This is a genomic window from Micromonospora sp. B006, assembly GCF_003408515.1.
GTDB lineage: Bacteria > Actinomycetota > Actinomycetes > Mycobacteriales > Micromonosporaceae > Micromonospora > Micromonospora echinospora_A.
On the sequence record NZ_CP030865.1, the window covers coordinates 6,884,842 to 6,896,959 of the forward strand.

The 12,118-nt window shown below is 73.3% G+C and carries 15 protein-coding genes and 1 tRNA gene; 6 read left to right on the forward strand and 10 right to left on the reverse strand.

All coding sequences use genetic code 11. From position 1 onward, the window contains the following. The first annotated feature begins 155 nt into the window (after window positions 1-155). On the forward strand, window positions 156-860 hold the full coding sequence (locus MicB006_RS30845; protein ID WP_116510837.1) for a bifunctional 2-polyprenyl-6-hydroxyphenol methylase/3-demethylubiquinol 3-O-methyltransferase UbiG: 705 nt from the start codon (window positions 156-158) through the stop codon (window positions 858-860). Between the two features lie 53 nt (window positions 861-913). On the opposite strand, the gene MicB006_RS30850 is transcribed toward MicB006_RS30845, so the two are convergent. From MicB006_RS30850 to MicB006_RS30860, 3 genes are all read right to left on the reverse strand, one after another. Next, window positions 914-1,447 (reverse strand): YbhB/YbcL family Raf kinase inhibitor-like protein, encoded by a 534-nt coding sequence (locus MicB006_RS30850; protein ID WP_116510839.1) that lies wholly within the window; start codon window positions 1,445-1,447, stop codon window positions 914-916. 40 nt (window positions 1,448-1,487) lie between these two features. Further along, window positions 1,488-2,177 carry a DNA alkylation repair protein gene (locus MicB006_RS30855; RefSeq protein ID WP_116512001.1) on the reverse strand — a complete coding sequence of 230 codons (690 nt, stop codon included), beginning with the start codon at window positions 2,175-2,177 and terminating at the stop codon, window positions 1,488-1,490. Between the two features lie 172 nt (window positions 2,178-2,349). Beyond that, window positions 2,350-2,439, reverse strand: a tRNA-Ser gene (locus tag MicB006_RS30860). Between the two features lie 96 nt (window positions 2,440-2,535). Here MicB006_RS30860 and MicB006_RS30865 point away from each other — a divergent pair. After that, complete coding sequence (locus tag MicB006_RS30865) at window positions 2,536-3,075, forward strand: AAA family ATPase (RefSeq protein WP_116510840.1); 540 nt, start codon at window positions 2,536-2,538, stop codon at window positions 3,073-3,075. Between the two features lie 9 nt (window positions 3,076-3,084). Further along, entirely contained in the window at window positions 3,085-4,059 is a 975-nt protein-coding gene (locus tag MicB006_RS30870) for an NAD(P)H-quinone oxidoreductase (protein WP_116510842.1), read from the forward strand. Between the two features lie 3 nt (window positions 4,060-4,062). On the opposite strand, the gene soxR is transcribed toward MicB006_RS30870, so the two are convergent. Next, window positions 4,063-4,515, reverse strand: coding sequence for a redox-sensitive transcriptional activator SoxR (soxR, locus tag MicB006_RS30875; protein WP_073831052.1), 453 nt, complete (start codon window positions 4,513-4,515; stop codon window positions 4,063-4,065). Window positions 4,516-4,561: 46 nt separating this feature from the next. Between soxR and MicB006_RS30880 the strand changes: the two genes are divergently transcribed. Further along, a complete protein-coding gene (locus tag MicB006_RS30880) occupies window positions 4,562-5,245 on the forward strand; it encodes a transketolase (protein WP_116510844.1) in 684 nt (227 codons plus the stop codon). A gap of 14 nt (window positions 5,246-5,259) precedes the next feature. Further along, window positions 5,260-6,135: a transketolase family protein gene (locus tag MicB006_RS30885; RefSeq protein ID WP_192900359.1), complete on the forward strand. Its 876-nt coding sequence runs from the start codon at window positions 5,260-5,262 to the stop codon at window positions 6,133-6,135. Window positions 6,136-6,202: 67 nt separating this feature from the next. Here MicB006_RS30885 and MicB006_RS30890 read toward each other — a convergent pair whose 3' ends face one another. The 6 genes from MicB006_RS30890 to MicB006_RS30915 all read right to left on the reverse strand — a co-directional run bounded on the left by MicB006_RS30890 (window position 6,203) and on the right by MicB006_RS30915 (window position 11,582). Then, complete coding sequence (locus MicB006_RS30890; RefSeq protein WP_043327778.1) at window positions 6,203-6,913, reverse strand: glycosyltransferase family 2 protein; 711 nt, start codon at window positions 6,911-6,913, stop codon at window positions 6,203-6,205. A gap of 78 nt (window positions 6,914-6,991) precedes the next feature. Then, the gene (locus tag MicB006_RS30895) at window positions 6,992-7,579 is read right to left on the reverse strand and encodes a hypothetical protein (RefSeq protein WP_116510847.1); all 588 of its coding nucleotides are present in this window, start codon (window positions 7,577-7,579) and stop codon (window positions 6,992-6,994) included. Between the two features lie 58 nt (window positions 7,580-7,637). Continuing rightward, window positions 7,638-9,044 carry a sensor histidine kinase KdpD gene (locus MicB006_RS30900; protein ID WP_116510849.1) on the reverse strand — a complete coding sequence of 469 codons (1,407 nt, stop codon included), beginning with the start codon at window positions 9,042-9,044 and terminating at the stop codon, window positions 7,638-7,640. Then, complete coding sequence (locus tag MicB006_RS30905) at window positions 9,037-9,720, reverse strand: response regulator transcription factor (protein ID WP_116510851.1); 684 nt, start codon at window positions 9,718-9,720, stop codon at window positions 9,037-9,039. The genes MicB006_RS30900 and MicB006_RS30905 overlap by 8 nt, the downstream gene beginning before the upstream one ends. 68 nt (window positions 9,721-9,788) lie before the next feature. Next, the gene (locus MicB006_RS30910) at window positions 9,789-10,301 is read right to left on the reverse strand and encodes a hypothetical protein (protein ID WP_030499377.1); all 513 of its coding nucleotides are present in this window, start codon (window positions 10,299-10,301) and stop codon (window positions 9,789-9,791) included. Window positions 10,302-10,409: 108 nt separating this feature from the next. Continuing rightward, the gene (locus tag MicB006_RS30915) at window positions 10,410-11,582 is read right to left on the reverse strand and encodes an acetyl-CoA C-acyltransferase (protein WP_073831057.1); all 1,173 of its coding nucleotides are present in this window, start codon (window positions 11,580-11,582) and stop codon (window positions 10,410-10,412) included. Window positions 11,583-11,680: 98 nt separating this feature from the next. Here MicB006_RS30915 and MicB006_RS30920 point away from each other — a divergent pair, with 98 nt between their 5' ends. After that, window positions 11,681-12,115, forward strand: coding sequence for a PH domain-containing protein (locus tag MicB006_RS30920; RefSeq protein WP_116510852.1), 435 nt, complete (start codon window positions 11,681-11,683; stop codon window positions 12,113-12,115). The last annotated feature ends 3 nt before the right edge of the window (window positions 12,116-12,118 follow it).

Below are 12,118 nucleotides of genomic sequence, written 5' to 3' on the forward strand. Positions count from 1 at the left end.
TCACGTACTATGTGCCGAGTTCGCCGATCGCCGATCAGGCACCCCTCCGCATCACAATTCGGCCCCCCTCCGTCCCCCGATTTCCCCATCAGCCATCCAGATGGTTGACTCTGACGGTCCAGGCGCGGGTCAGTCATATCGTGAGGAATCGACGCATGGCAGAAATCACTGGGGATCAGCGCGTCCAGTCCGAGGTGCTCGAAGGCCTCGCGACCGCGGTCAACCACCGGCAGTGGTTCGTCGAGCTGGCGGTGCCCTACCTCGGTGACAACCCGATCGAGATCGGCAGCGGCCTGGGCGACTACGCCTCCGCGTGGGCCGAGCAGGTACCCCGGATCACCGCCACCGAGGCGGACCCGGACCGGCTGGTCCAGCTCAAGGAGCGGCTGGCCGACCTCCCGGGCGTCGAGGTCCGGCAGATGCTGCTCCCGCACCACGAGCGCGGCGACTACAGCGCGGCCGTCTCGTACAACGTGCTGGAGCACATCGACGACCACGTGGGCGCGCTGCGCAGCATGCGCGACCTGGTCCGGCCCGGAGGCGCGGTGGTCATCATCGTGCCGGCGTTCCAGTTCGCCATGAGCCCCGCCGACATCGCCACCGGCCACGTCCGCCGCTACACCAAGAAGACGCTCGCCGCAGCCATGACCGAGGCGGGCCTCACCGTGGAGCGGATCCACTACGCCAACGCGCTCGGCCTGATCGGCTACTTCATGGCCACCAAGGTCTTCCGGCTGATGCCGAAGGAGGGCCCGATGGTGAAGGTGTACGACACGCTCGTGCTGCCGGTCACCAAGGCCGCCGAGCAGCGCGTCCGCCCGCCGTTCGGCCAGTCCGTCTTCGCGGTCGCCCGCGTGTAAGGAAGGGCCCCTTGTTAACAGACGTCTGTTAACAAGGGGCCCTTCCTTACACCTCAATCCTTGATCTGGTACGTCGGGCGGATGACCGCCCGGGCCAGGGTGTGGAACGCCAGGTTGAAGCCGACGAAGGCCGGGCTCGCCCCGGCTGGGATGTCGAGGCGGTCCACGTCCACGGCGTGCACCGCGAACACGTACCGGTGCGGGCGGTCACCGGCGGGCGGTGCGGCGCCGCCGTAGCCGGTCTCGCCGTAGTCGTTGCGGACGCTGAACGCGCCACCCAGGTCGTCCTCCCGCACGCCGCTGGGCAGCTCGGTGACGGACGCGGGCACGTTCACCAGCACCCAGTGCCAGAAGCCGCTGCCGGTCGGGGCGTCCGGGTCGAAGCAGGTGACCACGAAGCTCTTGGTCTCGGCCGGGAAGCCCGACCAGGACAGCTGCGGGGAGACGTTCTCGCCGCCGGTGCTGCCGTGCGCGTACCGCGCGTCCATCGGCTCGCCGTTGTGCACGTCCTCGCTCGTCAGGTCGAACGACGGCACCGTCGGCAACAGCTCGTACGGGTCCGGGGCGATCGGTCGTTCCAGGGTCATCGAAACGGTCCTTCCGGGTACGCGAATGTCCTGCGCCCCTTCATACCCCGTTGTCCGCGCCGCCGTGCTGTCGGCGCACCATCTCGTTGATCCAGACCGGCGCGTACGGCGACGTGCAGCCCGGCGGCGTCGGGTAGTCCTTGAGCACCCCGAGCCGCTCCCCGATGCCGATCGCCCGCTCCCGGTACGCGGCATGCTCGATCCCGATCTGCGCGAGGCAGTGGTTCATCGCCCACTGGAGGCGCTCCGGCGCGCCCGCCATCTGCGCCTCGATCACGTCGAGCAGGCCGGCCAGGTCCAGCCCGTCCGGATTCCGCGCCTCCCGCTCGGTGGTCAGCGCCCAGCCGGCGCTCGCCACGACGGGATCCCTGTCGGCCGACCAGGCCAGGCGCAGCGGCTCCGCGTGCGGGCTCTTCTTCACCACGTAGTTCACGAGCCAGTCGTGCACCTTCGGCGTACGCGCCTCGCGCAGCATCGCGTCCAGTTCGTCCCGCCCGTACGCCTTCGGCCGGCAGATCAGCAGCGCCAGCAGCCGTGCCGCGCTGTCCCCGGTCGCCCACAGCTCGCGGGCCAGGTCCTGCTGCGTCTTCAGCCGCTTCGCGATCGCCCGCAGCTTGCCCAGGTTGACCCCGTGGTCGTCGCCGTGCCGCTCGTTGACCGCGCGGATTTTCGGGTCGTCGAGCGAGGCCAGCTCGGCCGTCACCTCGGCCACCGTCGTCGTCTCCGCCACCAGGGCCTCCCGCCGTCGCCGCACTCCGCAGCCTACGACCGGCGCGACGCTCCCGTTGTTCCGCCGCCCCGCCGTTCCTTCCCTCCGCCGCACTGCCGCCCCATGCATGCCCCATCAGCGGACAACACCCGTCCTGGAGCATGGGCTGAGCTGCGTAAAAGGCGATCAACTATGGCGGAGGGTGTGGGATTCGAACCCACGAAGACATCGCTGCCTTACCGGTTTTCAAGACCAGCGCCATCGGCCACTAGGCGAACCCTCCCGGCACGCCCCCGAGGGGTGCGCGACCGGGGACCAGTCTGCCACGAACCCCGTACCGGGCAAGCCGCCGTCCCACCACAGTTGCGAGAATGTGTGCATGTGGAAGAGTCCGGCAGTGGTGCTGATCAGCGGAATCATGGCCGTAGGCAAGTCCACAGTGGCCGAAGGGCTGGCCCGGCGGCTACCCCGGGCGGTGCACCTGCGCGGTGACGTCTTCCGCCGCATGATCGTCAGCGGGCGGGCCGACATGACCGCCGAGCCGACCGACGAGGCGCTGCGTCAGCTCCGGCTCCGCTATGACCTGGCCGCGTCGACCGCCGACCGGTACGCCGCGGCGGGCTTCACCGTCGTACTCCAGGACGTGGTCCTCGGCGCGGACCTTCCGGCCATGATCGGCCGGATCCGGCACCGCCCACTCGCCGTGGTGGTGCTCGCCCCACGCGCCGAGGTTGTCGCGGCCCGCGAGCGGGACCGGCCGAAGACCGGGTACGGGGACTGGCCGGTGGCGGACCTGGACGCCGGGTTCCGGGCCGACACGCCCCGGATCGGGCTCTGGCTGGACACCTCCGACCAGACCCCGGAGGAGACGGTGACCGAGATCCTCGCCCGCGCGTGGACCGGCGGGCAGATCGGGTAAGACTGAGTCATGCGCGCAGTCACGATCACGGAACCCGGCGGACCCGAGGCGCTCGTCTGGGCTCACGTGCCCGACCCCGAGCCCGGCCCCGATGAGGTGGTCGTGGAGGTGCGGGCGAGCGCGGTGAACCGGGCCGACCTGTTGCAGCGGCAGGGGCACTACCCGCCGCCGCCGGGCGCGTCCGCGTACCCCGGTCTGGAGTGTTCGGGGACGGTGCGTGCGCTCGGTCCCGGCGTGACCGGCTGGTCGGTGGGCCAGGAGGTCTGCGCGCTGCTCGCCGGCGGCGGGTACGCCGAGCAGGTCGCGGTGCCGGCCGGGCAGTTGCTGCCGGTGCCGGCCGGGGTGGACCTGGTTGACGCGGCGGCGCTGCCGGAGGTGGCCTGCACGGTCTGGTCGAACGTGGTCGACATGGCCCGGCTGGCCGAGGGGGACACGCTGCTGGTGCACGGCGGCGGCAGCGGGATCGGCACGTTCGCGATCCAGCTCGGTGTGGCGCTCGGCGCGACGGTGGTGGTCACTGCCCGCTCGGCGAAGCACGAGCGGCTGCGGGAGCTGGGCGCCGCGCACACGATCGACTACCGCGAGCAGGACTTCGTGGACGAGGTACGCCGGGTCACCGACGGCCGGGGCGCGGACGTGATCCTGGACATCATGGGCGCGTCCTACCTGCCCCGGAACGTGGCGGCGCTGGCCACCGGTGGGCGGCTGGTGGTGATCGGCATGCAGGGCGGCCGCAAGGGCGAACTGGACCTGGGGATGCTGCTGGCGAAGCGGGCGGCGGTGCACGCCACGGCGTTGCGGTCCCGTCCGGTCGAGCAGAAGGCGGCGATCGTCCGGGGCGTACGCGAGCAGGTGTGGCCCCTGGTGGAGGCGGGCCGGGTCCGGCCGGTGGTGCACGCCCGGGTGGACATGGCCGACGCCGCCGCGGCGCACCGCCTGGTGGAGACCAACGACCACCTGGGCAAGGTGCTGCTGGTCCGCTGAGGGTCAGCCCTGGCCGGGGCGCGGGAGCATGAGGCGCGGGCCGGGGCCCTCGACGGCGAGCGAGTCGCCGGGGTTGTAGAGCGTGCAGCGCTGCAACGACAGGCAGCCGCAGCCGATGCAGCCGTCCAGGTCGTCGCGGAGCTTGCCGAGCAGCCGGATCCGCTCGTCCAGCCGGTCCCGCCAGGCGCGGGACAGCGCGGCCCAGTCGTCGGGCGTGGGGGTACGGCCCGACGGCAGCGAGTCCAGCGCGGCGCGGATCTCCTCCAGCGAGACACCGACCTGCTGGGAGATCCGGATGAACGCGACCCGGCGCAGCTCGGTGCGGGCATAGCGGCGCTGGTTGCCGCCGGTGCGGGCGGCGTGGATCAGGCCGAGCCGCTCGTAGTAGCGCAGCGCCGAGGGGGCCACGCCACTGCGGTCGGCGAGCTGCCCGATGGTCAGTGTTGCTTCGTGCATCACACGGCCTTGAGTTGAAGTTCGCTTCAAGTCCGAGGCTATCGGTATGACGACGACCACCGCCACCGAACTGGGCCCGCTGCTGGACCGGGTACGCGCCCGCCGCGAGTTCGGCGCCAACGTGTACTCGACGCTGGACGTGCTCCAGGTGCTCTACGACCGGGTGCTCCGGATCACCCCGGCCACCGTGGACGACCCGAACCGGGACCGCTTCCTGCTCTCCAAGGGGCACGCGGTCGCCGGCTACTACGCGCTGCTCGCCGCGCGCGGCTTCGTACCGCCCGAGTGGCTGGACGACCAGGGCGGCCCGGCGAGCCGCCTCGGCGACCACCCGGACCGCACGCTCGTGCCGGGCGTCGAGATCGGTTCCGGTTCGCTCGGCCACGGCCTCGGGCTGGGCGTGGGCACCGCGCTCGGGCTGCGGGCCCAGGGCCGCACCGGCCCCCGGGTGTACGTGCTGCTCGGCGACGCCGAACTCGACGAGGGCTCCAACCACGAGGCGATCGCGTACGCGGGCGGGACCGGGCTGGGCAGCCTGACCGCGATCGTGCTGGACAACCGCTCGGCCACGTACGGCTGGCCGGGCGGCGCGGCGAGCCGGTTCACGGTGAACGGGTGGAGCGCCGTCACCGTCGACGGGCGCGACCACGACGCCCTGCACGCCGCCCTCACCGGGCACGACGATCACCGGCCGCACGTCGTCGTCGCGGTCGTCACGGACGGGGAGTGAGCATGAGCAGCACCATGCGGGACGCGTTCGTCACCAGCACCGAGGAGGTGCTCGCCGATCCGCGTACGACAGTCGTGCTCGCCGACATCTCCGCCGACGCGTTCGAGCCGGCCGCCGCCCGGTACCCGGACCGGGTCGTCAACGTCGGCATCCGGGAGCAGTTGATGGTCGGGGTCGCCGGCGGTCTGGCGCTGACCGGGCAGCGTCCGATCGTGCACAGCTACGCCCCGTTCCTGGTCGAGCGGGCGTACGAGCAGATCAAGCTCGACCTCGACCACCAGGGCGTCGGGGCGGTGCTCGTCGGCATCGGCGGCTCGTACGACCGGGCGGCGGCGGGGCGCACCCACCTCGGTCCGGCCGACGTGGCGCTGATCGACACGCTGCACGGCTGGACCGTGCACGTGCCGGGGCACCCGGACGAGGTCCGGCCGCTGCTGCGCGACGTCGTGTGCGGGCAGGACTCGGCGTACCTGCGGTTGTCCATCCGGACCAACTCGCAGGCGTACCCGGAGGCGGGTGACCTGCGGGTGGTGCGCGACGCCGGGCCGGGCGCGCCGCTGCTGGTGGCGGTCGGGCCGGTGCTGGACGCGGCGCTGGCCGCTACTGCTGACCGGGCGGTGACCGTGGCCTACACCCACCGGCCGCGCCCGTTCGACACGGCCGGGCTGCGGGCGCTGGCCGGGACCGAGGTGATCCTGGTCGAGCCGTACCTGGCGGGCACCTCGACGCGGGTGGTGTCCGAGGCGCTGGCCGACCGGCCGCACCGGCTGCTCGCGCTCGGGGTGGGCCGCGAGGACCTGCGCCGCTACGGCAGCGCCGAGGACCACGAACGCTGGCACGGCCTGGACGTCGCCGGGCTGCGCCGCTCGGTGGACACGTTCCTCACCTGAGCGTCCCGGACACGACGGAACCCCGCGACCTCGGCTCGTGCCAGGGTCGCGGGGTTCCGGTTCGGGCTCAGTGCGCGGCGGCGGGAGTGGCCGGGCGGCGGCGGGCGCGCTCGCGGGCCAGGATCCAGATCGCCTCGACGCCGTCCTTCCAGGTGATCTTCTTGCCCTCCTCGCGGCCCCGCGCGCGGTAGCTGATCGGCACCTCGTAGGGGCGGATGCGCTGGCGGAGCAGCTTGCCGGTGACCTCGGCCTCCATGCCGAAGCCCCGGGAGCGGACCTGGAGCGAGCGGTACAGCTCCAGCGGCATCAGCTTGAAGCAGGTCTCCAGGTCGCCGATGTAGGAGTTGTAGAGCACGTTCGCGGCGAGCGTGACGCCCTTGTTGCCCATCACGTACCAGAAGCTGTACGAGCTGTGGCTGCCGAAGGTCCGATTGCCGTAGACGACTGTCGCCCGCCCGTCGAGCACCGGCTCCAGCAGACGCGGGATGTCCTGCGGGTCGTACTCGAGGTCGGCGTCGAGGATGACCATGTACTCGCCCTCGGCGCTGTCGACGGCGGTCTTGATGGCCGCGCCCTTGCCGGCGTTGCGCTGGTGGGTGATCACCCGGAGGCGTGCGTCGTCGACCCGGCCGAGAATCTCACCGGTGCCGTCCCGGCTGCCGTCGTCCACGACGACGAGCTCGATCTCGCACGGGTAGTCCACCGCCAATGCCTGCTTGAGGGCATCCGCGATACGTTCTTCCTCGTTGTAGACCGGCATGAGGATCGAGAGCTTCACGGATTCTCCACTGAGGCGATGGCGGGTCGGGGCATAGCGTAGCCTGGCACATTGCTTCCGTCACGACAGCCCAGGCACCTATTCCTGGCGAATCGGAACCACCACCAGCCGGGCCACGTTCCCGCCGCCGTCCTTCGCCCCGGCCACCGCGATCGTCGTACCGATCTTGATGTCGTTCGATCGGATCGCGGTCCGGCGCTCGACCACCCGCAGTTTCTCGCCGAACGTCCAGGTCACTGTGAAACCGTCGGTGGACTTCACGGTCATCGAACTGTCGTCGATCGCCGTCACCTCGCCGCGCTGGACCGCCACGGTCTTCGTGCCGCCGTCCCTGGTCCGCACCACCGCCTCGCCGTGCAGCGTGTTACGCCGCAGCAGCACCCGGGCCCGGTGACGCTTGTTCCCCTCCTTCGCCCGTTCGCCCTTGCCGTCCGGCCCGGCCTGCGGCGTGCCGGCGGGCCCCGGCGCGGCGACCGGGTCCACGTCCAGGTCGCCGGCGTCGAGGCCGAGCGCGGCGAGCGCCTGGCCCTCCGCGCCCAGGGCGGCGCTCACCTCGACCGCCCGGTCGGGTTCCGCGCCGGGCCGGCTCGCGCCGCACCCGGCGAGTCCGAGCGCCGCGGCGGCGAGCAGCGCGGTGGCGCCGGTGACGATTCGCTGACGTGCCATCTGTGGTCCTTCCCTCGCGGTGACGACCCGAGCGTTCCGCACCGACACGAGGGGACGGTCAAGCCGATGTTCGAGACCGGTAAGGATCCGGGGGCACCACGACGGTGAAGGCGGCCCCGCCCTCCGGGGCGTGCCCGGCGGTGATGTCGCCGCCGAGCCGGCGGATCAGCCCGGCGGCCAGCGCCAGGCCCAGCCCGCTGCCCACCTTGCGCACCCCCCGGTACCGCTGGTGCAGCGCGCCCCGCTCGAACGCCACGTGCAGGTCGTCGTCGGTGAGGCCGGGCCCGCCGTCCCGGACCTCCAGCGTCCCGCCGCCCGCCGGGCCGGCGGCCCGGACCGCGAGCACCACCGGCGCCCCCGGGGGTACGACCCGCAGCGCGTTCTCCAGCAGCCCGTCCACCACCTGCCGGATCCGGCCCGGATCGGTGTACGCCGGCACCGGCGCGTCCGGCGTCTCCAGCCGGAACGGCACCCCGAGCGCCGCGCACCGGCCGGACCAGGCGCGCTCCGCGTCGGCGGCGAGCCGGGTCAGGTCGACCGGCACCGGTTCCAGCGGGAAGTCGACCGCCTCCAGCCGGGCCAGCGCCAGCAGGTCGCGGACCAGCCGGTCCAGGTGTTCGGCCTCGGCGAGCACGGTCCGGCCGGTCGCCGGCACCGCGTCGGCCTCGATCACGCCGTCGGACAGCGCCTCGGCGTAGCCGCGGATCGCGGTCAACGGGGTCCGCAACTCGTGCGAGACGGACAGCAGGAACTCACGCTGCCTTCCCTCGCTCGTGGCCAGCGCGGCGGCCAGGCCGTTCAGCGCGTGCGCCAGGTCGGCCACCTCGTCGGGCGGCTCGACCGGCACCCGGACCGCCCGGTCCCCGGCGCGCAGCCGCGCGGCGGCGGTGGCGGCGGTCCGGATCGGCCGGGCCAGCCGGCGGGCGAGCAGCACTGCGGCGGCCGCCCCGGCGGAGAGCCCGGCGAGCAGCGGCAGCCAGAGTCCGCGCAGCACCTGCCGCCACGGCGCGGCGCTCCGGGCACGGGTCAGCACCACCCCGTCCCCGCCGGGCAGCGCCCGCGCCTCGACCAGCCGGCGTTCCCCGTCGACCAGCCGCCGGCCGGAGACGTTGCCGCCGCCGGCCACCCGTGTCACGAGCGGTCTGGGCAGGCCCGGCCGGTCGGCCTGCCCGCCCCGGATCAGGTACACCTCGATCTGCTGCTGACCCAGTTGGCGGATGAGCCGATCCCCGGCGCCGTCGCGCTGGCGTACCGCCCGCACCCGGAGCACATCGGCGGCGAGCCGGGCCTCGGCGGCGAGCGCCTCCTGGTCCCGGCGCTCCGCGCCGCGTACCGCCAGGGGCACCGCCACCAGCGCGGTCACGAACACCGACACCAGCGCCACCGCGCAGGTGGCCAGGACCGCCCGGGCGGTGAGCGTCCGCCCGGGGCGGCGCGGTATCGGTCCGGTCGGCTGCTCAGGCATCGGCGGCGTACCCGACGCCCCGGTGGGTGCGGATCACGCTGTCCGGGCCGAGCTTCGCCCGGACCTGCGCCACGTGCACGTCGACGGTCCGGGTGCCGGCGTGCGCCGCGTACCCCCACACCCCGGCCAGCAACTCCTCCCGGGTGAACACCCGGCCCGGGCGGGCCATGAGGTGGGCGAGCAGGTCGAACTCGGTGGAGGTGAGCTGCACCGGCGTACCGGCGGCGGTCACCGTGCGGCGGGCCGGGTCGAGTGTGACGGCGCCGAGCGTGCGGGGCTGTTCGGCGGGCACGCCGGACGTGCGGCGCAGCACCGCCCGCAGCCGGGCGAGCAGTTCACGGGGACTGAACGGCTTGGTGACGTAGTCGTCGGCGCCCAGCTCCAGCCCGACGACGCGGTCCACCTCGTCGTCCCGGGCGGTAAGGAAGATGACAGGTGTCCAGTCGCCGGCCGCGCGCAGCCGACGGCAGATCTCGGTGCCGGCCAGGCCGGGCAGCGCGATGTCGAGCACGCAGGCCACCGGGCGCAGGCGCCGCGCGGCGGCCAGCCCGGCATCGCCGTCACGTTCCAGGTGTACGCCGAACCCGTCGCGGGTCAGGTAGAGCCGGACCAGGTCGGCGATGGCCGGCTCGTCCTCCACCACGAGGACGAGCCCGGGCGGGGCGGCGGCGGTCACCGGCCCATGATGACCGACCGGCGACCGCCCGGCCGGTCAGGAAATGTTCGGATCCGGTAAGGAGAGCGTCAGCGGGCCGGCGCCGGCCGGAGCACAGTGGGCCGGGCGCCCGCCGGCGGCTCGCCGATCGTGGCGACCACCCGCTCGGCCGGAGTCCGCAGGCGGGTACGGAAGGCGTGGTTGAGCAGCGTGTCGAGCTGCCACACCTGCTTCGGGTGATGGGTACGGATGACGAAACGCTCCCGCGCCCCGTCGATGGCTGTCGCCGCCAGCTCCACACTGTGCGCCCGGGGATCGGGGCTCCACGTCACGTTGCTCAGCTCGCGCAGCTCCGTGTTGAGGTGCAGGCGCAGCCGGTGCAGCACCCGGGTCTGCCGGGTGACCACCAGGCGGCGGTGGGTGAGCAGCATCAGGTAGTCGCCGCCGACCGGGTCGTCCGGGCGGCTGCACCGGGTGACCAGGATGGTGGCGTCGCCGGAACCGACGCAGCGGCGGAACACCGGCATGTGCCGGGTGACGGTCTGGGTCGCCAGGCCGGTCTCGGCGGCGGCCGGAAGGAACGTTCGCGAGAACACGTCCATGCCCGGTCCAACGACGCGATGACCAGGGGTGATATGGGTCACGCCCGATTTCTGGAACTTCCACACGTGCAAGTCGCACCTGCGGTGCGACACCGGCGGCCGGTCGGCTCAGAGCAGCTCGACGATCGTGGCGTTGGCCATCCCGCCGCCCTCGCACATGGTCTGCAGGCCGTAGCGGATGCCGTTGTCCCGCATGTGCTGGAGCATCGTGGTCATGATCCGCGCGCCGGACCCGCCGAGCGGGTGACCGAGCGCAATCGCCCCACCCCGAGGGTTGAGCCGCTCCGGGTCCGCCTCGGTCTCGGCCAGCCAGGCCAGCGGCACCGGGGCGAACGCCTCGTTCACCTCGTACACGCCGATCTCCTCGATGCCCAGCCCCGCGCGGCGCAGCGCCTTCGCGGTGGCCGGGATGGGCGCGGTCAGCATGGTGACCGGGTCGTCGGCGGCGACCACGGCGGTGTGCACCCGGGCCAGCGGGCGCAGGCCGTGCCGGCTGGCCCACTCGGCGGTGGTGACCGCGAGCGCGGCGGCGCCGTCGGAGATCTGCGACGCGGACCCGGCGGTGACCACGCCGTCGGCGCGGAACGGGGTGGCCAGCTCGCCCAGCTTGGCCAGCGAGGTGTCGCGGCGGATGCCCTCGTCGGCGGAGAACTTGCCGCCGTCGGCGAGCGCCACCGGCGCCAGCTCGGCCTCGAACGCGCCGGCGTCCTGCGCGGCGGCCGCCTTCTCGTGGCTGGCCAGCGCGAACTCGTCCAGCTGGGTACGCGAGAAGCGCCACCGCTGGGCGATCAGCTCGGCCCCGACGCCCTGGTTGAACGGCAGCGGCGAGTCCGCCGCGACGCCCTCGACGCCGCGGTAGCGCTCCAGGATCGCCGCGCTGAACGGCATCCCGCCGCCGACGCTGGACCCCATCGGCACCCGGGTCATCGACTCGACGCCACCGGCCACCACCAGGTCGGCCTGGCCGGAGAGAACAGTCGCGGCGGCGAAGTGCAGCGCCTGCTGGCTCGACCCGCACTGGCGGTCGAGCGTGGTGCCCGGGACCGACTCCGGCCAGCCGGCGGCCAGCACCGCGTTGCGGGCCACGTTCCAGGACTGCTCGCCGACCTGCGAAACGCAGCCCCAGATCACGTCGTCGACCAGGCCCGGGTCGATGCCGGTGCGCTCGGCGAGCGCGCGCAGCACGTGCGCCGAAAGGTCGACCGGGTGCACTCCGGCGAGGCTGCCCTTGCGCCGCCCGACCGGGGTTCGTACCGCGCCGACGATGACCGCGTCACTCATGTCTACTCCCGGGTAACCTCGCTTGCCCCGATAGTACGTGCTGACCGACCGGCCGTCCTCCTCCGGCGAGCGGACGGTGCGGCTGGCATGCTGGGCGGATGGATCCACAGTCGCCACCGGTCCGGCAGTGGCGGGTACCGCGCGAGGTGCCGGTGCTCAAGGCGCTCGGCGCGCTCGCGCTGCTGGCCCTGGGGCTGCTCTTCGCCGGCGGTGACCCGGTCCGCCCGGGGCTGGCCGGGCTGGCCGCCGCCGGTCTGCTCGCCTGGGCGCTGCGCGACGTGGTCGCACCGGTCCGCCTCGCCGCCGACCCGGACGGGTTGACCGTGCTGCGGGGGTTCGCCGGGCGACGCCGGCTGCCGTGGGACGCGGTGGAGGCGATCCGCCTGGACCGGCGCGCCCGGCGCGGGATCACCGCCGAGACGCTGGAGATCGACGCCGGGGATTCGCTGCACCTGTTCGGCCGCCGTGACCTGGACGCGCCGCTGGACGAGGTGGCGGCGGCGCTGGACGAGGCCCGCCCCACCGCTGGCTGAGGC